Below are 18,696 nucleotides of genomic sequence, written 5' to 3'. Positions count from 1 at the left end.
CTCGGCATTCGCTGAAGACGCTATCGCGAAGTCGCGCGATGCCTATCACAAGTTTGCATCCCTCGCGAAAGACAACGCCAAGGTTGCCGAGGAAGTGCTTCTGACGACTCAGGCCGGCGCAAAGTCGATCGGCGAGAAGATCGTCGCCAACACCCTCGCCAACACCGAGGCAGCTTTCGAAGCCGCTCAGGCGATTGCCCGCGCGCGCACGTTCCCGGAAATCGCACGCTTGCAGGCCAACTACTGGCAGCAGCAGCTCGCAGTCGCCGGTTCGCAGTCGAAAGAGCTGTTCGAGCTTTCGAACAAGGTGACGAAGCAGGCTCTCGAGACGGTTGGCGCCGCCACGACGAAGTCTTTCGACCAGTTCAAGAACGTCGGCTGATCGACGGCTGCCTTTATTTAAGGCGGCAATATCGGGGCACTTTTGATACGCATGAGCGCGAGGCGAGAGCCTCGCGCTTTTTATTTGCAATTCCCAAACAGACGCTGATGCGTTTTTCTCCGCGCCGCGCTAAACTGCCCGCATGTTGAACCAGCGTCTTGAAGTGACTGTGCGTAATGCCCGTCCGAGCGACGCTCCGGCGCTGGCACGTATTTTCCGCGAGTCCTGGCGTCTTGCCTATACCGGCATTCTGCCGGCGCAACATCTCGAACATGAGATCCAGCGCCGGGATGCAACGTGGTGGCGGCGCGCGATTGCCGCTGAACACAATCTGCTCGTGATCGAACATGGCGAACATATCGCCGGTTACGCCACCTGTGGACGCGCCCGCGGTGGACGCCGTGATACGGGCGAAATCTATGAGCTGTATCTGGCGCCCGTCTATCAGGGCATCGGCATCGGCGAATATCTGTTCGAGGCGTGCCGGGCGACGCTCGATCGCCTTGGGCTCGAACGGCTCATTGTCTGGGCGCTCACCGAGAACGAACGGGCACGCGCATTCTACCTTCGCTGCGGCGGCCGGCCGACACGCAAGGCCTGCGTCCGGTTCGGCAATTCAGTTAATGCACGGATCGCCTACGAGTGGTGATAGGGCATCCCGCCCGGTATCTTTATTTTTGCCAGCCCATTCGACCTTAGCGGCGTTGTCTCGACCGCTCTTTCGCGCCAAAAGTAGTCCTCTTTAGTCCTGTTCCAATCGGAAGGTCGCCCATGCGTCTTGACGCAATCAAGCCCGGCAACACGCCGCCGGAAGACATCAACGTCGTCATCGAAGTTCCCGTCGGCGGCGAACCCATCAAATACGAGATGGACAAGGCGTCGGGCGCGCTTGTCGTCGACCGCTTCCTCTACACGCCGATGCGCTATCCCGGAAACTACGGCTTCGTTCCGCACACCCTGTCGCGCGACGGCGATCCGATCGACGTCCTCGTCTGCAACACCCGCGCGATCGTGCCCGGCGCAATCATCAACTGCCGTCCGGTCGGCGTGCTGGTGATGGAAGATGACGGCGGCGGTGACGAAAAGATCATCGCGGTTCCCTCCGTCAAACTGACGAAGCGCTACGACACGGTGAAGACCTACACCGACCTGCCCCAGATCTCGGTCGATCAGATCGAGCATTTCTTCGCCCACTACAAAGACCTCGAACCCAACAAATGGTCCAAGATCGATCATTGGGGTCACGCCGACGAAGCCAAGGCCCTGATCATCGAGGCGCTGAAGCGCGCCCAAGGCTGAATTCAACGGATTTCAGCGGCGATTATCGTTGACCATGCCAAGAGGCGCGGCGATTTCCCGCCTCTGCGCCCTTCCTCTATGCTGGCGGCATTGCTATATCCGGCCGCGCGGGGTGGCGGTTCACGAACCTGCTAGGAGACGAGATGAAGATCGCAGTCATGGGCGCAGCGGGCCGCATGGGCCGTCAGCTGATCGCCGCGATCGCCGCCGAGCCCGAGGCCAGGATCAGCGGCGCAACGGAGCCCGCGGGCTCTCCTGCACTCGGCAAGGACATCGGCGAACTCGCAGGCCTTGAACATCTCGGCATCGCCGTTTCAAGCGACGTCGCGGCCGTCATCGCGGCCGCCGACGCGATCGTCGATTTCACGGTGCCGAAAGCGACGGTCGAATTCGCGCATCTTGCCGCGCAATCGGGAACCGCTCACATCATCGGAACGACCGGCTTCGACAAGGACGCGGAAGCCGCCATAGCAGAGGCCGCAACCAAGATTGCAATCGTCAAAGCCGGAAACATGAGTCTCGGCGTGAATTTGCTCGTCGCGCTGACGCGCCAAATCGCCGCCGCGCTCGGGAACGACTTCGACATCGAAATTGTTGAAATGCATCACCGCATGAAGATCGATGCGCCATCCGGCACGGCATTGATGCTCGGAGATGCGGCAGCCATGGGCCGAAGCATCGAACTCGACGAACATTCCGTACGCGCCCGCGACGGACATACGGGAGCACGACACACGGGAGACATCGGCTTTGCCACGCTTCGCGGCGGCACCGTCGTCGGCGATCACACGGTGATATTCGCGGGCGATGGCGAACGCATCGAACTGACCCACCGAGCCGCCGACCGCGGAATATTTGCGCGAGGCGCGGTCAAAGCCGCACTCTGGAGCAAGGACAAGCCTCCCGGGCTCTATGCCATGACCGACGTGCTCGGTATTTCCTGAACGCTTGACCACCGCATCACCGCAACCGCATCGACGAGGCTATGACAGACGCGCTGACAGATAATATTCTCGTGCTCGTGCGCCACGGGGAGAGCGAATGGAACCGGCTCAATCTTTTTACCGGCTGGCGCAATCCCGACCTGACCGAGAAGGGCGTGATCGAAGCCCGCGTCGCCGGCCGCATGATCCGTGATAACGGCGCCAAGTTCGATATCGCCTTCACGAGCGTCTTGAAACGCGCCCAGCACACGCTCGACATCATCCTCGCCGAACTCAATCAGCCCGATGTCCCGATCGTGCGCGACGCCGCCCTAAACGAACGTGATTATGGCGAGCTGTCCGGCCTCAACAAGGACGAAGCACGCAAGAAATGGGGCGAGTCGCAAGTCCGCGACTGGCGGCGCTCCTACGATATCCCGCCCCCTGGCGGAGAAAGCCTGAAAGATACGCTGGAGCGCGTCAGACCGTATTACGATAGCGCGATCTGGCCGCAGATCACGCAGAGCAAAAACGTCATGATCGTTGCGCACGGCAATTCGCTGCGCTCCCTCATCATGATCCTCGAAGGGCTCAGCGGCGACGAAATCCTGCAGCGCGAGCTTGCGACCGGCGCGCCAATTCTTTATCGCCTCGGAGCCGATGGCCGGGCCATTGATCGCAAGGACCTTTTGCCTGCGCGATCCCTTGCGGCGCCTCCGGAAGATCGCATCATCTGACACCTATTCAGGGGTATATCGGGGGTAGACATGGCGTTTGAAGAACTCGGACGGAACGCCGATCGCGAGAACTCAAAGGGCCGCGACAAGCTGCTCGGCGTCTACATCGCAATCCTCGCCGTTATCCTTGCGATCTGCAGTCTCGGCGGCAGCAACGCCCAGCAGGACGCAACTCAGCAGAACATCGCCGCATCGAACGTCTGGGCTTTCTTCCAGGCGAAGAACGCACGCCGCCAGGCGTTGCGATTACATGCCGACGAGTTCGACGTGATGCTGAAGTCGACGCCCGCGATGCCGGACGACGCAAGAAAATCGATCGAAGAAAAGATCGCCGGCTACAAGGAGCAGGACAAGCTACTGACGAGCGATCCTAAAGGCGGAGAGGGACTCGACGAACTGTTCAACAAGGGCAAATCGCTCGAAGCGCAACGCGATCAATCCTTGCAGCGCGGGCCGTACTTTGACTATGGCCAAGCTCTGCTGCAGATCGCGATCGTCCTCGCGTCCGTCGCGATCATTTCCGGCGGAAATTTAGTCCTGGTCTCAAGCTTCGTCCTCGGCGCACTCGGAATCGTGGCAACGGCCGGGGGCTTTACGCTCGCCTTCCCCTTGCCATTCGCGGGTTGAGAGCGGCGCCTGGCAATCCGGCAATAACGATGGGCCGTTAACCCGGCCTATTCTGCGCCAAAGTGCCTTTTTGCGGCGGAGTGCTTGCTCCCCGGCGTCCGGAACGCTAGCACTCCGGCGACTGAATTCCCTGACATTTGCTGCAAGGACGGCCGCCATGACCACGCATTCGCTTTTGCTTCTGCCCGGCGACGGGATCGGCGTCGAGACGATCGCCGAGATCGAACGGCTGATCGCATTCTTCAACGCCAAAAGCAACACGGCGCGCTTTCACGTCGAGCGCGATCTCGTCGGCGGCGCGGCTTACGACGCCCACGGCGTCGCGGTGACCGACGACGCCATGAGCAAGGCCCAGAAAGCCGACGCCGTGATGTTCGGTGCCGTCGGCGGACCGAAGTGGGCTGGCGTTCCCTACCAGCATCGCCCGGAAGCAGGTCTTCTCCGCCTGCGCAAGGATCTCGACCTGTTTGCAAATCTGCGGCCCGCGATCTGCTACCCGGCGCTGGCGGATGCATCGAGCCTGAAGCGCGAGCTTGTCGAAGGCCTCGACATCATGATCGTGCGCGAGCTGACGGGCGGCGTCTACTTCGGTGAGCCGAAGGAAATCGTAACCCTCGAGAACGGCGAAAAACGCGCCGTCGATACGCAGATCTACACGACGCATGAGATCGAGCGCATCACCAAGGTCGCCTTCGATCTCGCGAAGAAGCGCCGCAACCTCGTCCATTCGGCGGAGAAGAACAACGTCATGCGGACCGGCGTACTGTGGAAGCAGGTCGCGACCGACGTTCACAAGTCCTATGCGCCGGACGTCAAGCTCGAGCACATCCTAGCCGACAACTGCGCCATGCAGCTCATCCGCAATCCGAAGCAGTTCGACGTCATTGTGACCGACAACCTCTTCGGCGACGTGCTGTCGGATGAAGCCGCGATGATGACCGGCTCACTCGGCATGCTGCCGTCGGCCTCCCTCGGCGCACCCGATCCCAAGACCGGACGCCGCAAAGCGCTCTATGAGCCGGTGCACGGCTCCGCGCCCGATATCGCGGGCCAGGGCCTCGCCAACCCGATCGCGACGATCGCGTCATTCGGCATGGCGCTCCGCTATTCCTTCGATATGGGCAAGGAAGCCGATCTCGTCGATCAGGCGATCGCCCGCGTCCTCGACAAGGGCTTGCGCACCGGCGACATCATGCAGCCCGGCATGACGAAGATTGGAACCAGCGAGATGGGCAAGGCCATCGAAACCGAACTCAAAGCCCTCGCTGCATAAGCAGCGCCTTGCAGCCGGCTCCCCAGGGAGTGCTTCCGGAAAAGTGGGCACCGGTTTTCCGGTAAGAAGCACGACAAGCCAGCGCTGGAGCCTTTCCGAGCTTCCTCCAAATCGGAAAGGCTCCCGGGAGTCGCAAGGCGCAAATCAAAGACTCAATCATACGCTCGGCTGATCGCGGCACGCGCTCGGTTTGCCCTGCAACGAGCCCCTCGCCGTCCAGGCGGGCTTGCCTTCGGGCGGGCCCGGCGCCGCCGCCTCGGTCCGCGAGACGAAATAGAATTCGTAACAGTTGCTATCGACCTGCACTATGCGATAGCACCCGCCGGACGCATCGTCATCGTAGATCGTACAGAGCGTCCCTTCGGTCACCGACCAATGCCCGGCGAGCGTCATGCCGGGCTCCTGGTATGTAACCCTGCCGTCTGCGGCATACCGTTCCGTGAACGCCTTGCCGCTCGCATAGCGGCCGTCGACGGTCCCATCCTTGAATTGGCTTAGGATTTCTCCGTCGTTGAGCCACACCGGCCGCGATGGGACAGCCCCAAGGGTCCCCACGCAAAAATATGCCGCAGTCGCGACGAAACCGGCAAGCAACGCGGATTGTCCGAGACGCATGGCCCGTCCTGCTAAGTAGCTGTTCGTAAATGACCTGCAGAATATGACCCGAACATGCCACGATCGCCCGAAAACTCCGAACAAACTTGAAACTGCCCGGCCGCCCGCGTATGTGATTTTCGTGTAATCATCTGCCGCGCTGGCCGAGCCAATCTCGCGCACCGGCAAACTCAAGGACATGGATGATGAGCTACAAGGTCGCCATCGTTGGCGCCACCGGCAATGTGGGCCGCGAAATGCTGAATGTGCTCGCCGAGCGGAAGTTTCCGGTCAGCGAGCTTTACCCATTGGCGTCGCGCCGCTCGGTCGGCACCGAAGTCTCGTTCGGCGATAAAGTCCTCAAATGCCGCGATCTTGAAACGTTCGACTTCAAGGGGATCGATTTCTGCCTGATGTCGGCCGGCTCCACCGTCTCGAAAGAATGGTCGCCGCGGATCGGTGCGCAAGGCACCGTCGTCATCGATAACTCCTCGTGCTGGCGCTACGACCAGGACGTGCCGCTGATCGTTCCCGAGGTCAACGGCGACGCGGTGCGCGGCTTTACAAAAAAGAACATCATCGCCAATCCGAATTGCTCGACGGCGCAACTCGTCGTGGCGCTGAAGCCGTTGCACGACGTGGCAAAAATTACGCGCGTCATCGTCTCGACCTACCAGTCCGTTTCGGGCGCCGGCAAGGACGCGATGGACGAGCTCTGGCACCAGACCAAGGGCAAGTACGTCCCCGGCCAGGAAGTCGCGCCAAAGAAGTTTCCAAAGCAGATCGCCTTCAACTGCATTCCTCAAATCGACGTCTTCATGGAAGACGGCTACACGAAAGAGGAATGGAAGATGCTGGCCGAGACGAAGAAGATTCTCGACCCGAAGATCCGCCTGACGGCGACGTGCGTCCGCGTGCCGGTGTTCGTCGGCCATTCGGAAGCCGTCAACATCGAGTTCGAAAAGCCGATAAGCCCAGAGGAAGCGCGCGAAATTCTCCGCTCCGCGCCGGGGATCATGGTCGTCGACAAGCGCGAGCCCGGCGGCTACGTGACACCCGTCGAAGCCGCTGGCGAGTTCTCGACATTCGTCTCGCGCATCCGCGAGGACGCGACCGTCGAAAACGGCCTGGCGATATGGATCGTGTCCGACAATCTTCTGAAAGGCGCCGCGCTCAACGCCGTGCAAATCGCCGAAACCTTGATCCACCAGCGTCTCGTGCCGAAGGCCGCTTGAGCCACCACGCACGCAAAAGAGATCGGCGACGGTATCGGGCTGGCGGAAACGCCAGCCTTTTTATTTCGTGGCCTTGAGACGGGCCAGCGCCTGCACGATCGCATTCAAGTCCTGCAGAAAGCGCTCGCGCTGCGAAGCCGCGAGACTTGCCAGAATGCGTTCGTCGACACGCCGCGCCAGCGGATCGTGCGCTTTCAGAATTCGCGTCCCCTGCTCCGTCACCTTGACGGAATAGGCGCGCGCATCGGTGCGTGTGCGCCGCCGCTGCAGCATGCCCTTTTTGAGCATCCGCCGGATGATGTCGGCGAGCGTTGAACGATCGATCCCCGTCAGCTCGACAAGCTGCGTCTGGTTCAGACCCTCGTTCTGGGCGACGGTGAGCAAAACGGCATATTGCCGTGGCGTCAGCCCATCGCTCCCAAGTTCGATCTGAAACATCTCGGCCGCGCTTTGGCCGGCCCTGTGTAAGAGATGAAGGGGTGACCGTTCGAGACGGTTGTGTGCAGGTTCCCGTGCCATTCCGAATCCTGACGCTCCGCCCGTTTTTGAAAACGGCAAGCCTCGTTGCGCCGCATGAGATGGACACAAGTTTCGGGGCCGCGTGCGTTATGTTTGAGAAGTTTTTGAAAAGTTTAAGTAGCCGCCCTAAACCACGGGCGACAGCATCGCGTCCAGCAAAAATAATTTTCAACTGGAAAACAAATCGTAAAACAATGCTTCATCTGACGTATACTGAACGTCTTACCGAAATTATCTTAGTAGTGCTTGTGCTGACTATCTGCTCTCGGAGGTTGTGTCTTCGTACTTCTTCAATAACCCGATCTGGCAGAGCGCAAATACGAAGGTAATCGGCATAATTCCGAAGACTTTGAAGGCGACCCAGGTGTCGGTTGAAAAGAACCGCCACATCACTTCATTGAGCACCGCCAGAAACACGAAGAACAACGCCCAGCGCAGAGTCAGGATACGCCATCCGTCTTCCGAAAGCCGCATGACTTCGCCGAAGACAATCTTGAGAAATAGTCGTCCCGTGGCCAGCCCGCCGATAAGTATCGCCGCGAATAGTCCGTTCACGATCGTCGGTTTAATCTTGATGAAATGGTCGTCTTGCAACCACAGCGTTAGACCGCCGAACACAAGGACGAAGACGCTGGTGATCAGCGGCATAACGGCAATCCGCCCGAGCAGCGTCCACGATGCGATCAGGGAAATGACCGTTGCCACCATGAAGGCGCCGGTGCCGGTGTAGATGCCGAAACGGCTGTTGGTGACGAAGAAGACCAGCAACGGTCCGAATTCGACGACAAGTTTGATAAGCTGTTTGCGGTCGAACACCTGCGTGTTTTCCGCTGCAACGACTTTATTCTCGTCCGACATGGCAATCCTTCAATCGTGAGCCGGATCCGGCAGGCGATATTTTTGCATGAGGCGCGTGACAACCCAAGCGTAGATACCCGAGACGGGCAACACGATCGCCACCTTGAAAAGAATCCAGACGTTCACGCCGCTCATCGAGTAGCCGAAAATTCGATAGAATTCCGCATCGTGATACACGCGCCGGACATACTCGTTAGCGACCGCCGTCAGCAAAAAGAAGATCGCGAAGCTCCACGTGAATTTGTTCCAGCCTTCCTCGGTGTAATGGAACGTCTTGTCGAAGACGTATTTGAAGAAGTTGTGCTTCACCCAAAGCCCGCCGACCAGGAACAGCGCGAACAGCGCATTGAAGATCGTCACCTTGATTTGCACCCACATCGGATCGCCGGTGATGATCGTCAGCGCCCCGAAAACGACCGTCACGGTCGATGCGATCAGCGGAAAGACCGGCGGCCGGTGAAACATATAGAGCATCGCGACGATCGCGAGGCCGGTCGTGATGATCAGCGCCCAGGTCCCGACGTTGATGCCGTAAATGGCATTGACGACGAACATCGTGACGAGCGGACCGAATTCACTCAGCAGATTGATCGTCTGCTCGGCATTGAACGGGAAGAGGCGCTTTCTCGGGCGCGTCCGAACCCCAGTCCCAACGTTCGCGTCTTGCGTCATTCCTGACCTCAATTCCTCGTTTATGTGCCGGCGATCGCGTGCGCGAACTCCGCAGCCTCGAACGGCTGCAGATCGTCAGCCCCTTCCCCGACGCCGATTGCATGCACGGGCAATCCGAACTTGTCGGCGATCGCGACCAGAATGCCTCCGCGCGCGGTGCCGTCGAGCTTCGTCATCACCAACCCTGTAACGCCTGCGCGGTCGCGAAAAACTTCAACTTGCTGCAGCGCATTTTGCCCGGTCGTCGCGTCCAGCACGAGAATCACATCGTGTGGAGCAGTCGAATCGAGCTTTTTTAAAACGCGTATGACTTTTTCAAGTTCTTCCATCAAGACTTGTTTGTTTTGCAACCGCCCCGCCGTATCGAGCAAAAGCACATCGGCGCCAGTGCCTTGCGCCTCCTTCAGCGCATCGAAGGCAAGGCCCGACGCATCTTCGCCGACGTGGCGCGCGACAACAGGACACCCCGTGCGCTCGCCCCAGACTTTCAGCTGATCGATTGCGGCAGCGCGGAACGTATCGCCCGCCGCAAGCACCACCGACTTGCCGTCCGCCTTGAACTTCTGCGCCAGTTTGCCGATCGTCGTCGTCTTGCCGGTGCCGTTGACGCCGACCATCAAGATGACGTGCGGCTTGCGTGACGCATCGACCACGAGCGGCTTCGCAACGGGTGTCAGCACTCTCTCGACTTCGGTCGCGAGAATGCCGCGAACCTCATCCGCCGAAATGCCCTTCTCGAACCGCCCCTTGCCGATGGCGTCCGTAATACGGCCGGTCGTGGCGATGCCGAGGTCTGCCTGGATGAGCAGGTCCTCGAGATCGTCGAGCGTCGCCGCGTCGAGCTTGCGCTTGGAAAAGAGATCGGTGATGCCGGAGGTGAGCTTGGCCGATGTCTTGCCGAGGCCGGACTTCAGCTTTTGAAACCATCCCCGCGGCTGGCTCTCCGGCTCCGCCACGGGCGTCGGCACAGCCACGGCCGCCGCTTCGGATACGGGAGCTGCGGCCGACGCGGCAACATCTACAACAGCGGGCGCGGGTGTGGACGCAGCCGTCGGCGTATCTTCAATTGGCTTCTCGGCCTGCACGGGTTGAGGCTGCGAGCCGCCGAGAAGCCGCGCGAAGAAACCTTTGCCTTTTTCGCGTTGATCACTCACGCGCGGACCTCGCCGATCAAGCGTGTGGAGCTGACGCCCGTAATGACGGCCTGCACGATCTCGCCTGCCGCAACGTTGCCGCCGCGCATGTCGACTTCCGCGAACTGCGGTGTTCGCCCCATGCCGTCGCTTTCAAGAAGCACGTCGACGGCGCGTCCCTGTTGTGCCGCGAGATATGATGACAGGACGGCCTGCCCTCTCGCCCGAAGCTCCGCGGCGCGCTCCTTGACGATGTTGCCCGGAACTTGCGGCATCCGCGCCGCCGGCGTGCCGCGGCGCGGCGAGAACGGGAACACGTGCAGATAGGTCAAGCCGCATTCATCGACGATTTTCAGTGAATTCTCGAACATCTCGTCCGTTTCTGTTGGAAATCCCGCAATCAGATCGGCGCCGAAAACGACATCGGGCCGGAGCGTTCTTGCCCGCTCGCAAAAAGCGATGGCATCGGCGCGGCTGTGACGCCGCTTCATGCGCTTGAGAGTCATGTCATCGCCCGCCTGCATCGACAGATGCAAATGCGGCATCAGCCGTTCTTCCTCGCCCAGAACGATCATCAGATCTTCGTCCGCTTCGACCTGATCGATGGACGAAAGTCTGAGCCGCGCCAGGTTCGGCACGTGCTTCAACACCTGTCGCACGAGTTTGCCGAGCGTCGCCATACCCGGCAGGTCGCGTCCGTAAGATGTGATATCGACGCCCGTCAGAACGATCTCGGCGTAACCGTTCTCGACGAGATGGCGCACTTGCGTCACGACCTCGCCAGCCGGCACCGAGCGCGACGGCCCGCGTCCAAAGGGAATGATACAGAACGTGCAGCGATGATCGCAGCCATTTTGGATCGCGACGTAAGCTCGTGTCCGCGATCCGAAACCGTCGATCATGTGCGAGGCCTGCTCGCGCACCGCCATGATGTCGTTGACCTGCACCCGCGCGCTCGATGCGACGGAAAGCCCGGCGAAAGTTTCCGCCTGCATCTTCTCGCCGTTGCCGACGACATGATCGACTTCCGGCATATCGGCGAAACGCTGCGCTTCCGTCTGCGCCGCGCAGCCCGTGACGATAATGCGCGCGTTGGGCTTGTCGCGACGAAGGCGACGGATCGTCTGCGCCGCCTGTCGCACCGCTTCACCCGTGACGGCGCAGGTGTTGACGATGATCGCATCGTCGAGCCCGGCGTCCTGAGCATGCCGCCGCATGACCTCGGACTCGTACGCATTGAGCCGGCAGCCGAGCGTTATGACTTCGGGTTCAGACATCGGGCGAAGATCGCACTTTCCGCAAAAGCGCCGTTATAGCCGAGCGTGGTGCACTCGTTAAACCGGCACGTGAGTGAGTTTCGAGAGATCGATGACGCCCTCGTATTCGAATTCGACCGGGCCGGTCATCAAGATATGATTGTCGTCGGCCCAGGCGACGTTCAGAACGCCGCCGGGAAGCGTCACATCGACGGTTCGCTCCGTCAGACGCTTGCGCGCCGCCGAGACGGCTGCAGCACAAGCCGCCGAGCCGCAGGCGCGCGTCAACCCTGCGCCGCGTTCCCAAGTCTTGAGACGAAGCGAACGCGGCGACGTCACATGCGCGAGCGAAATGTTCGCCCGCTCCGGAAAAATCGGATGGCATTCCAGCATCGGCCCAAGGCGCGCGAGATCATAAGCTTCAACATCGTCGACCCAGAAGATCGCGTGCGGATTGCCGACATTGACGACCGACGGCGAATGCAAAACCGGCCGGTCGATCGGACCGATCTGCAATTCGATGCCGCGCGTGTCGCGAAACTCTTCCGCCAGCGGAATATCCTGCCAGCCGAACCTCGGCTCACCCATGTCGACCGTAATCGACGTCTGATCCCTGACGACGGTATCGAGCACGCCCGCCTGCGTCTCGACCTTGAATTGATTTCGCCCGAGATCGTTCGCCAGCACCCAGCCGACGCACCGCATGCCGTTCCCGCAGGCCCCCGCCTCCGAGCCGTCCGCATTATAGATGCGAACCAGCGACTCCGTGCCGGGCGTCTCGGCGCGATGCAGCACCATCATCTGGTCGAAATGGGATTGTCCGTCCGCCGCGATCGCGGCCGCTTCCTCGCCCGTGAACACCTTCGCGCTATTTCGCAGATCGACAACGACGATCTCGTTGCCGAGGCCGTTCATTTTGACGAAGGGAAGCGAGGGCGCGGGGTTCATGGGGCCTTATATGGCGAGAAGTGCATGAATTGACAATTCGGCAGCGGGTCAGGGACAATTAGTCAACAGATTGCGCTCCGAAGGGATAGTCTCGCGGGTGGAACAAGACGCCGCGTATCGGCATTTACCGAAAGAGTGAACAGAGCCCGCCTTTGATGTCCCCCATTGATCTCTCATGACGCATATCTCAGTCCGACGCACGCGCCCGCGCCAGCGGCCCAATCGCCTCCTGTTCCGGATCGCCTTCGCGCGGACCCGCCCTTGTTATTGCTACGGCTGCATCTGTCTAACCAAGGAAGAGCGCGCCTACGAACGACGGGTGTTCAGATTGGCCCGCGCCTGGGGGCACTATCTGAAGAAGGAACAGCGGCGGCAGGCACTGGAACGGATTGCCCATAAATCGGGCTGAACGTACCGGCTGTGACTTGGCCGCACCCCTTTCGGAAATTCAAGGCCTGCTTGCTTGTCGGCCGTCACAAAACGGCGCAGAGCTTATGCCGGGCTTCGGGGACAATCGCCAGATCATGCAGTTTTTGATCCGTACGGCCACCTTATGCGGTTTTGCAGCGGTTCTGGCCGTTGGCGCGACAAACGCAGCGTTCGCTGACGATCTCCTTTACGCTCTGAAAATCGGTGTTCTGGCCCATGACGTGCCGGATCTCTGGAGCGGCTTCCAGATCGAACACAACGCCGCCGACATCAATATCGAAGCGCAATTTGCGGCCGCCTGGGCGCTCCCCTGGGGCGCGATCCGCCCCGTCGTCGGCGGCACGATCAACACCCGCGGCGACACCAGCCACGCCTATATCGACGCCCGCTGGCAGGGCGACCTTCCGTCCGGCGTCTTCTTCGGGCTAGGGCTCGGAGCGGCCATCCATGACGGCGAGACCGGCGGAGCCGGATCGGACCCCGACATGAAATGGCTCGGATCGCGAGTCCTGTTCCATATTCCGTTCGAGGTCGGCTACCACATCGACGCGCACAACGACCTCTCGGTCTATTTCGAGCACACCTCGAACGCCTACACGCAGAAGTACAATGAGGGCCTCGACCGCATCGGCGTCAGATACGGCTACAGGTTCTAGCTCACCGCAGCGCTACGCGCAGGCATCGATTAACGCCGATAGTGCTCGTCGCTGACCTTTTCCAACCACTCGACCACTTTCCCGTCCAACGCTTCCTGAATGGCGAAGTGGGTCATCCCGGTCGTGGCCGTAGCGCCGTGCCAATGCTTTTCACCAGGAGCGAACCAAACGACGTCGCCGGGTCGGATTTCCTCGACCGGTCCGCCGTCCCGCTGGGCCCAGCCACATCCGGCCGCGACAATCAGGGTCTGACCAAGCGGATGGGTATGCCACGCCGTCCGCGCGCCCGGTTCGAACGTCACACTGGCCCCGGCGACCCTGGCAGGATTTGGCGCCTGAAACAGCGGATCGATACGGACCGAGCCGGTGAAATACTCCACCGATCCCGCCGCCGACGGCTGCGCCCCGCTTCGCTTGATATCCATCGTGGTCTACCTCTTTCAGCTTCGAGCAATTTTGCCGCACCAGTCTGGCGAACCCAATTGGAAACGCAGGCCTCCGAAGGTTGGATATAGGGCGCGCCGGTTGACTTTAGTAAGCCCCTCGCTCATACACGCCCCATTCCGACGGCCCTGACCTCAGAGCCGCCGCCCTGCGCATGGCCAATTCCTTGAGAAAAGGTTCGGGAGGCAGGGGGGTTAACATCCGGCAGCGCGTTGCGCCCCCGGGTGCGTTTGTGTTTGGACTTGCAGGAGACGAGCGGCGACATCACTTCGACGACCACAACGAAGTGCCCTAGCCGCGAGCGCAATACATGTTTCAATCGCTTTCAGATCGCCTCTCAGGCGTCCTCGATAAGCTCACCCGCCGCGGCGCTCTGACCGAGAGCGACGTCGTCGAGGCGATGCGCGAGGTCCGTCGCGCCCTTCTCGAAGCCGACGTCGCCCTCGATGTCGTCAAGGACTTCACCGACAAGGTGAAAGCGAAGGCCGTCGGCGCCGAAGTCTTGCGCTCCGTGACGCCCGGCCAGATGGTCGTCAAAATCGTCAACGACGAACTCGTGGCGATGCTGGGCTCGGACGCGCAGCCGATCGACCTGCACGCCGCGCCACCGGTCGGCATCCTCATGGTCGGCCTGCAAGGCTCGGGCAAAACAACGACGACCGCCAAGATTGCTTATCGCCTGACGAACCGCGATCGCAAAAAGGTTCTGATGGCGTCGCTCGACACCCGCCGCCCCGCCGCGCAGGAACAGCTGCGCGTGCTCGGCGAGCAAACGAGTGTCGCGACGCTCCCGATTGTCGCCGGACAGACGCCGCTGCAGATTGCGCGCCGCGCTGAAGACGCCGCCAAGCTCGGCGGTTTCGACGTCATCATTTACGACACCGCCGGCCGCGTCACCGTCGACGAAGAACTGATGGACGAGGTTCGCGACGTCAAAGCCGCGATCCGTCCGCATGAAACGCTACTCGTCGCCGACTCGCTGACCGGCCAGGACGCAGTCAACACCGCAAAAGCTTTCGACGGCCACATCGGCGTTACAGGCATCGTGCTGACGCGCGCCGACGGCGACGGCCGTGGCGGCGCCGCGCTTTCGATGCGAGCCGTCACCGGCAAACCGATCAAGCTCATCGGCGTCGGCGAAAAGTGGGATGCGCTCGAGGACTTCCATCCCGGCCGCATCGCCTCCCGCATCCTCGGCATGGGCGACGTCGTCTCGCTCGTCGAGAAAGCGGCGCAAACGATCGACATCGAAAAAGCGACGAAGATCGCCGAGAAGATGAAAAAGGGGTCGTTCGACCTCGAAGATCTTTCCGAGCAATTGAAGCAGATGCAAAAACTCGGCGGCATGGGCGGCGTGCTCGGCATGTTGCCCGGCGTCGCCAAGATCAAGGGCCAGATCAACGAAGCCGGCCTCGACAAAAGCCTCGTGCATCAGCGTGCGATCATCTCGTCGATGACGCCGAAGGAACGGCGCAACCCGAAGATCCTCGACGCCAAGAGAAAGCGCCGTATCGCTGCCGGTTCCGGAACCAAGCCGGAAGACATCAACAAGCTCATCAAAATGCACCGCCAAATGGCGGACATGATGAAGACGATGGGCCGCAACGGCGGCATGCTGAACAAATTCCTCGGCCGCACCGGCGGCGGTCCGTCCGAGGCCGATCTCCAATCCATGCAAGCCGAACTCGCGAACCTCGACCCGAAAGCCCTCGAACAGCTCCCGGCCGATCTCAAGGAGCAGATCGCCAAGGGCGTGCCCGGTGCCTCGGGCGGCTCCTTGCCGGCCCTCGGGCGCGGGGGCCTGCCGGGTCTCGGCAGCGGCCTTCCGAAAGGTCTGCCGGGCTTGGGTGGTGGAATGCCGAAATTCCCGGGGCTTCCCGGAAAGAAACGATGACCTTTGAGAAACGCACCTTTTCGAACACATAGGAGAACGAAAGCATGTCGGTAAAGATTCGCCTCTCGCGCGGTGGCGCCAAGAAGCGTCCCTACTATTACGTCGTCGTCGCCCAGAGCGTCAGCCCACGTGACGGCCGCTACATCGAACAGATCGGCACGTTCGATCCGATGCTGAAGAAGGACGATCCGAACCGCGTGAAGCTCAAAGACGAGCGCGTCAAGCATTGGCTCGGCGTCGGCGCGCAGCCGACCGACCGCGTGCTTCGCCTGCTCGACGCAAAGGGTCTGGCCAAGCGCACCGCCTCGAACAATCCGGAAAAAGCCAAGCCGAAGAAGAAGGCTCAGGAGCGCGCTGCCGCCGCCGCCGAAAAGGCGAAGGCCGCTGAGGGCACCCAGGGCGACGCCGCTTAAACCATTAACATCAACGTATTTTACAAAGCCTCCCGGTCAATCGCCCGGGAGGCTTTGTGTTGCTGATCTCACTGGCCCGAGTTTTGGACGTCCGACGCAAGCTGAAGTTGAAATGATACAAATCCGTAAGAACCATGCACGCGGACGGACTCTACGAAATCGCATTATACCGGCATCGACAACCGATCGCCTCGGAGGGCCACGTGCTTCTCGTTTGCCGCTCCGGACGGCTGTTCGGAGCCGACTCGCGGGGACGCATCTATAAGGGGCGGCTGCGGCTTTACGCCAAGCACGCCGTCCGCAAAGGCTTCCTCGACGCCATCTACGAGACGCCGCCGCGAGCAAAACCTCGCCGCGGAACGACGGTCGACATGCAGAATATCGTTTCGATCTCCGGCGAGATCGACCCAATGGCGCGAAGTCAGCACACCAAAATTCTCGTCGGCAGCCGGACCGTCGCCGTAAGAATAACCTATCTCGGCCCCTTGCCGTAACGCTCACGGCGCGGCATCAGAAGCCGATGGCAGAAAATGAACAGTCACAGCGCGTGCTACTCGGCGAAATCGCCGGCGTGCACGGCATTCGCGGCGATCTCCTCGTGCGCACCTATACGGCGACGCCCGAAGCCATCGCAAGCTATGGCCCGCTGACCGATGCGGCGGGCGCGAAAACGTTCTCGCTCAAGATCGTCCGCGTGACCGACAAGGGCGTGGTCGCACGCATCGAGGGAATTTCGGATCGCACCGCCGCTGAAGCCTTGCGCGGCACGAAGCTCTTCATCGCGCGCGATCAATTGCCGGAAACGGATGCGTCCGAATTCTATCATTCGGATCTGGTCGGTCTCAAAGCGCTCGCCGAAGACGGCACGCATCTCGGCGAGATCGTTTCGGTTCAAAACTTCGGCGCCGGCGATCTTCTCGAATTGAAACCGCTTGCAGGGGCAAGTGAATTCATTCCGTTCGAGGATCAATGGGTGCCGAAGGTCGACCTCGCGACCCGCAGCGTCGTTATCAGACGGCCGCCCTCAACCGGCGACGAGACCGACGACGCCGAGGCGGGCGAACCGGACCAAGGCTGAATCAAACCGCCTCGCCGCGTGCGAGCTTCGGAAGCTCTCCCGTCAGTCCGGCGGCTTCGGCAACGATCAGTTTCTTGATGCTTCCGACGTGATCGAGAGCCCCGAGCGCGGCCCCCCGGCCCGCGCGCAGCACGATGCCGTCGACAGAGAAGATCCGATTGATCCCGTCATAGAGCGAAGCCGACATCATCGAGTCGAACCGCCGCCAGCGCTGATAAATTTCGAGATGCGGCCCGGACCCGATATCGAGTCCGAGGCGCGCCGCGTCGGCGACGACCTCAACGAGTGCCGCCGCATCACGAAACGCAAGATTGACGCCTTGCCCGGCGATCGGATGTACGCCATGCGCCGCGTCCCCGATCAACGCGAAACGCGACGCAATCAGCTCGCGCGGAATAACGATATCGAGCGGCCACGACTGCCGTGGTCCGTCGAGCGAAATCGACCCGAACCGGCCGCCGATCCTAAGATCGAGCTCGGCTAGAAAACCCTCGTCGTCGAGCCCCATGACGCGCGCCGCTTCCTCGCGCGCGGCGCTCCACGTGATGCACGCACGATTATCCTTGAGAGGCAGGATCGCGAACGGCCCGCCCGGCAGGAAGTGCTGGATCGCAACGCCATTATGCGGCTCGCTGAATTTGACCGTCGCGACGACGCCGGTTTGATCATAGGCGCGCCGCAGCGTCTTGATCCCGGCCGCGTCGCGCAGTTTCGACATCCGGCCGTCCGCCGCGACGACGAGCGACGCGCTGATAAGAGAACCGTCACGAAGCGCGACATCCGCCGTGTGCTTGCCGAGCACCAAACTTTCAGCTTCCGCAGGCGCGATCCATGTGACGGACGTCTCGTCCTTGATGGAGCGGAAAAGCGCCGAAGCAAGCGTCGCGGCAGGAACCATGTAGGCTGCCGGCTCGCCGTCGCCCGTCAGCGCATCATACGTAAGCCGCGTCGGCCTGATGCCGTCTGACAAGGCCGAATCCGAAATCTCGATCGACGTCATCGGCTGAGCCTCAGACGCAATCGCATCCCAAACGCCGAGGTTGACGAGGACCGCCTTCGCCCCGGCCCAGATCGCAAATGCCCTGCCATCGTTCGGCGCGGCGCCGCGATGCGCCGTCCGGTCGATAATGGCGATCCGCAAATCGGGTCCGAGCGCCTGCACCAGCCCCCGGACCAAAGCGAGCCCGGCAAAGCTGCCGCCCGCCACCGCGATATCGAATTTCTGTGCTGTTGTCCGGCCGTCCATCGCGCCGCAATTACCCCAACTTGCTTTTCAGGCTAAGCGTGAGAACCTTAGGCCGCCCGAGGCCTGTTTGTCTGCGCCCG

Annotated in this window: 22 protein-coding genes; 13 read left to right on the top strand and 9 right to left on the bottom strand. The window is 61.2% G+C overall.

What is annotated here, in order from left to right; translation table 11 throughout:
* The 7 genes from WC026_RS03860 to leuB form a co-directional block, all read left to right on the top strand.
* A partial coding sequence (locus WC026_RS03860; RefSeq protein WP_372709482.1) for a phasin family protein occupies positions 1-382 on the top strand: 382 nt, incomplete at its 5' end.
* 142 nt (positions 383-524) lie between these two features.
* On the top strand, positions 525-1,031 hold the full coding sequence (locus tag WC026_RS03855) for an N-acetyltransferase family protein (protein WP_372709481.1): 507 nt from the start codon (positions 525-527) through the stop codon (positions 1,029-1,031).
* A gap of 122 nt (positions 1,032-1,153) precedes the next feature.
* A complete protein-coding gene (ppa, locus tag WC026_RS03850; RefSeq protein ID WP_372709480.1) occupies positions 1,154-1,681 on the top strand; it encodes an inorganic diphosphatase in 528 nt (175 codons plus the stop codon).
* Between the two features lie 143 nt (positions 1,682-1,824).
* Positions 1,825-2,625, top strand: a complete 801-nt coding sequence (gene dapB / locus WC026_RS03845; protein WP_372709479.1) for a 4-hydroxy-tetrahydrodipicolinate reductase — start codon at positions 1,825-1,827, stop codon at positions 2,623-2,625.
* Between the two features lie 53 nt (positions 2,626-2,678).
* Positions 2,679-3,341, top strand: coding sequence for a 2,3-bisphosphoglycerate-dependent phosphoglycerate mutase (locus WC026_RS03840; protein WP_372709487.1), 663 nt, complete (start codon positions 2,679-2,681; stop codon positions 3,339-3,341).
* A 30-nt stretch (positions 3,342-3,371) separates the two neighbouring features.
* Positions 3,372-3,968 carry a DUF4337 domain-containing protein gene (locus tag WC026_RS03835; protein WP_372709478.1) on the top strand — a complete coding sequence of 199 codons (597 nt, stop codon included), beginning with the start codon at positions 3,372-3,374 and terminating at the stop codon, positions 3,966-3,968.
* Positions 3,969-4,125: 157 nt separating this feature from the next.
* Positions 4,126-5,241 (top strand): 3-isopropylmalate dehydrogenase, encoded by a 1,116-nt coding sequence (gene leuB, locus WC026_RS03830; RefSeq protein WP_372709477.1) that lies wholly within the window; start codon positions 4,126-4,128, stop codon positions 5,239-5,241.
* Between the two features lie 156 nt (positions 5,242-5,397).
* Here leuB and WC026_RS03825 read toward each other — a convergent pair whose 3' ends face one another.
* A complete protein-coding gene (locus WC026_RS03825; RefSeq protein WP_372709476.1) occupies positions 5,398-5,856 on the bottom strand; it encodes a hypothetical protein in 459 nt (152 codons plus the stop codon).
* Positions 5,857-6,041: 185 nt separating this feature from the next.
* On the opposite strand from WC026_RS03825, the gene WC026_RS03820 reads away from it, so the two are divergent.
* Complete coding sequence (locus WC026_RS03820; RefSeq protein WP_372709486.1) at positions 6,042-7,070, top strand: aspartate-semialdehyde dehydrogenase; 1,029 nt, start codon at positions 6,042-6,044, stop codon at positions 7,068-7,070.
* 60 nt (positions 7,071-7,130) lie between these two features.
* Here the strand turns inward: WC026_RS03820 and WC026_RS03815 are convergent, their stop codons facing one another.
* From WC026_RS03815 to dapF, 6 genes are all read right to left on the bottom strand, one after another.
* Positions 7,131-7,508 (bottom strand): MarR family winged helix-turn-helix transcriptional regulator, encoded by a 378-nt coding sequence (locus WC026_RS03815; protein WP_372709475.1) that lies wholly within the window; start codon positions 7,506-7,508, stop codon positions 7,131-7,133.
* A 336-nt stretch (positions 7,509-7,844) separates the two neighbouring features.
* Positions 7,845-8,447 carry a septation protein A gene (locus tag WC026_RS03810; RefSeq protein ID WP_372709474.1) on the bottom strand — a complete coding sequence of 201 codons (603 nt, stop codon included), beginning with the start codon at positions 8,445-8,447 and terminating at the stop codon, positions 7,845-7,847.
* A 9-nt stretch (positions 8,448-8,456) separates the two neighbouring features.
* Positions 8,457-9,119 (bottom strand): inner membrane-spanning protein YciB, encoded by a 663-nt coding sequence (locus WC026_RS03805; RefSeq protein WP_372709473.1) that lies wholly within the window; start codon positions 9,117-9,119, stop codon positions 8,457-8,459.
* A gap of 20 nt (positions 9,120-9,139) precedes the next feature.
* Entirely contained in the window at positions 9,140-10,273 is a 1,134-nt protein-coding gene (ftsY, locus tag WC026_RS03800) for a signal recognition particle-docking protein FtsY (RefSeq protein ID WP_372709472.1), read from the bottom strand.
* Positions 10,270-11,529 carry a tRNA (N(6)-L-threonylcarbamoyladenosine(37)-C(2))-methylthiotransferase MtaB gene (gene mtaB / locus WC026_RS03795; RefSeq protein WP_372709471.1) on the bottom strand — a complete coding sequence of 420 codons (1,260 nt, stop codon included), beginning with the start codon at positions 11,527-11,529 and terminating at the stop codon, positions 10,270-10,272. The genes ftsY and mtaB overlap by 4 nt, the downstream gene beginning before the upstream one ends.
* 57 nt (positions 11,530-11,586) lie before the next feature.
* Positions 11,587-12,456: a diaminopimelate epimerase gene (gene dapF, locus WC026_RS03790; RefSeq protein WP_372709470.1), complete on the bottom strand. Its 870-nt coding sequence runs from the start codon at positions 12,454-12,456 to the stop codon at positions 11,587-11,589.
* A 524-nt stretch (positions 12,457-12,980) separates the two neighbouring features.
* On the opposite strand from dapF, the gene WC026_RS03785 reads away from it, so the two are divergent.
* The gene (locus tag WC026_RS03785) at positions 12,981-13,541 is read left to right on the top strand and encodes an acyloxyacyl hydrolase (protein ID WP_372709469.1); all 561 of its coding nucleotides are present in this window, start codon (positions 12,981-12,983) and stop codon (positions 13,539-13,541) included.
* Between the two features lie 29 nt (positions 13,542-13,570).
* Here the strand turns inward: WC026_RS03785 and WC026_RS03780 are convergent, their stop codons facing one another.
* A complete protein-coding gene (locus WC026_RS03780; protein WP_372709468.1) occupies positions 13,571-13,966 on the bottom strand; it encodes a cupin domain-containing protein in 396 nt (131 codons plus the stop codon).
* Between the two features lie 329 nt (positions 13,967-14,295).
* Here WC026_RS03780 and ffh point away from each other — a divergent pair, with 329 nt between their 5' ends.
* The 4 genes from ffh to rimM all read left to right on the top strand — a co-directional run bounded on the left by ffh (position 14,296) and on the right by rimM (position 17,370).
* The gene (ffh, locus tag WC026_RS03775; RefSeq protein WP_372709467.1) at positions 14,296-15,879 is read left to right on the top strand and encodes a signal recognition particle protein; all 1,584 of its coding nucleotides are present in this window, start codon (positions 14,296-14,298) and stop codon (positions 15,877-15,879) included.
* Positions 15,880-15,923: 44 nt separating this feature from the next.
* Positions 15,924-16,292 carry a 30S ribosomal protein S16 gene (gene rpsP, locus WC026_RS03770; RefSeq protein ID WP_372709466.1) on the top strand — a complete coding sequence of 123 codons (369 nt, stop codon included), beginning with the start codon at positions 15,924-15,926 and terminating at the stop codon, positions 16,290-16,292.
* A gap of 203 nt (positions 16,293-16,495) precedes the next feature.
* Complete coding sequence (locus WC026_RS03765; protein WP_372709465.1) at positions 16,496-16,786, top strand: hypothetical protein; 291 nt, start codon at positions 16,496-16,498, stop codon at positions 16,784-16,786.
* A 26-nt stretch (positions 16,787-16,812) separates the two neighbouring features.
* Positions 16,813-17,370, top strand: coding sequence for a ribosome maturation factor RimM (gene rimM / locus WC026_RS03760; RefSeq protein ID WP_372709464.1), 558 nt, complete (start codon positions 16,813-16,815; stop codon positions 17,368-17,370).
* Position 17,371: 1 nt separating this feature from the next.
* On the opposite strand, the gene WC026_RS03755 is transcribed toward rimM, so the two are convergent.
* A complete protein-coding gene (locus WC026_RS03755; RefSeq protein ID WP_372709463.1) occupies positions 17,372-18,616 on the bottom strand; it encodes an FAD-dependent monooxygenase in 1,245 nt (414 codons plus the stop codon).
* Positions 18,617-18,696 lie beyond the last annotated feature (80 nt).

Source organism: Hyphomicrobium sp., assembly GCF_041674905.1.
GTDB lineage: Bacteria > Pseudomonadota > Alphaproteobacteria > Rhizobiales > Hyphomicrobiaceae > Hyphomicrobium_B.
The sequence above is the reverse complement of the archived record's forward strand: the minus strand, read 5'-3'. Positions and strand labels throughout refer to the sequence as shown.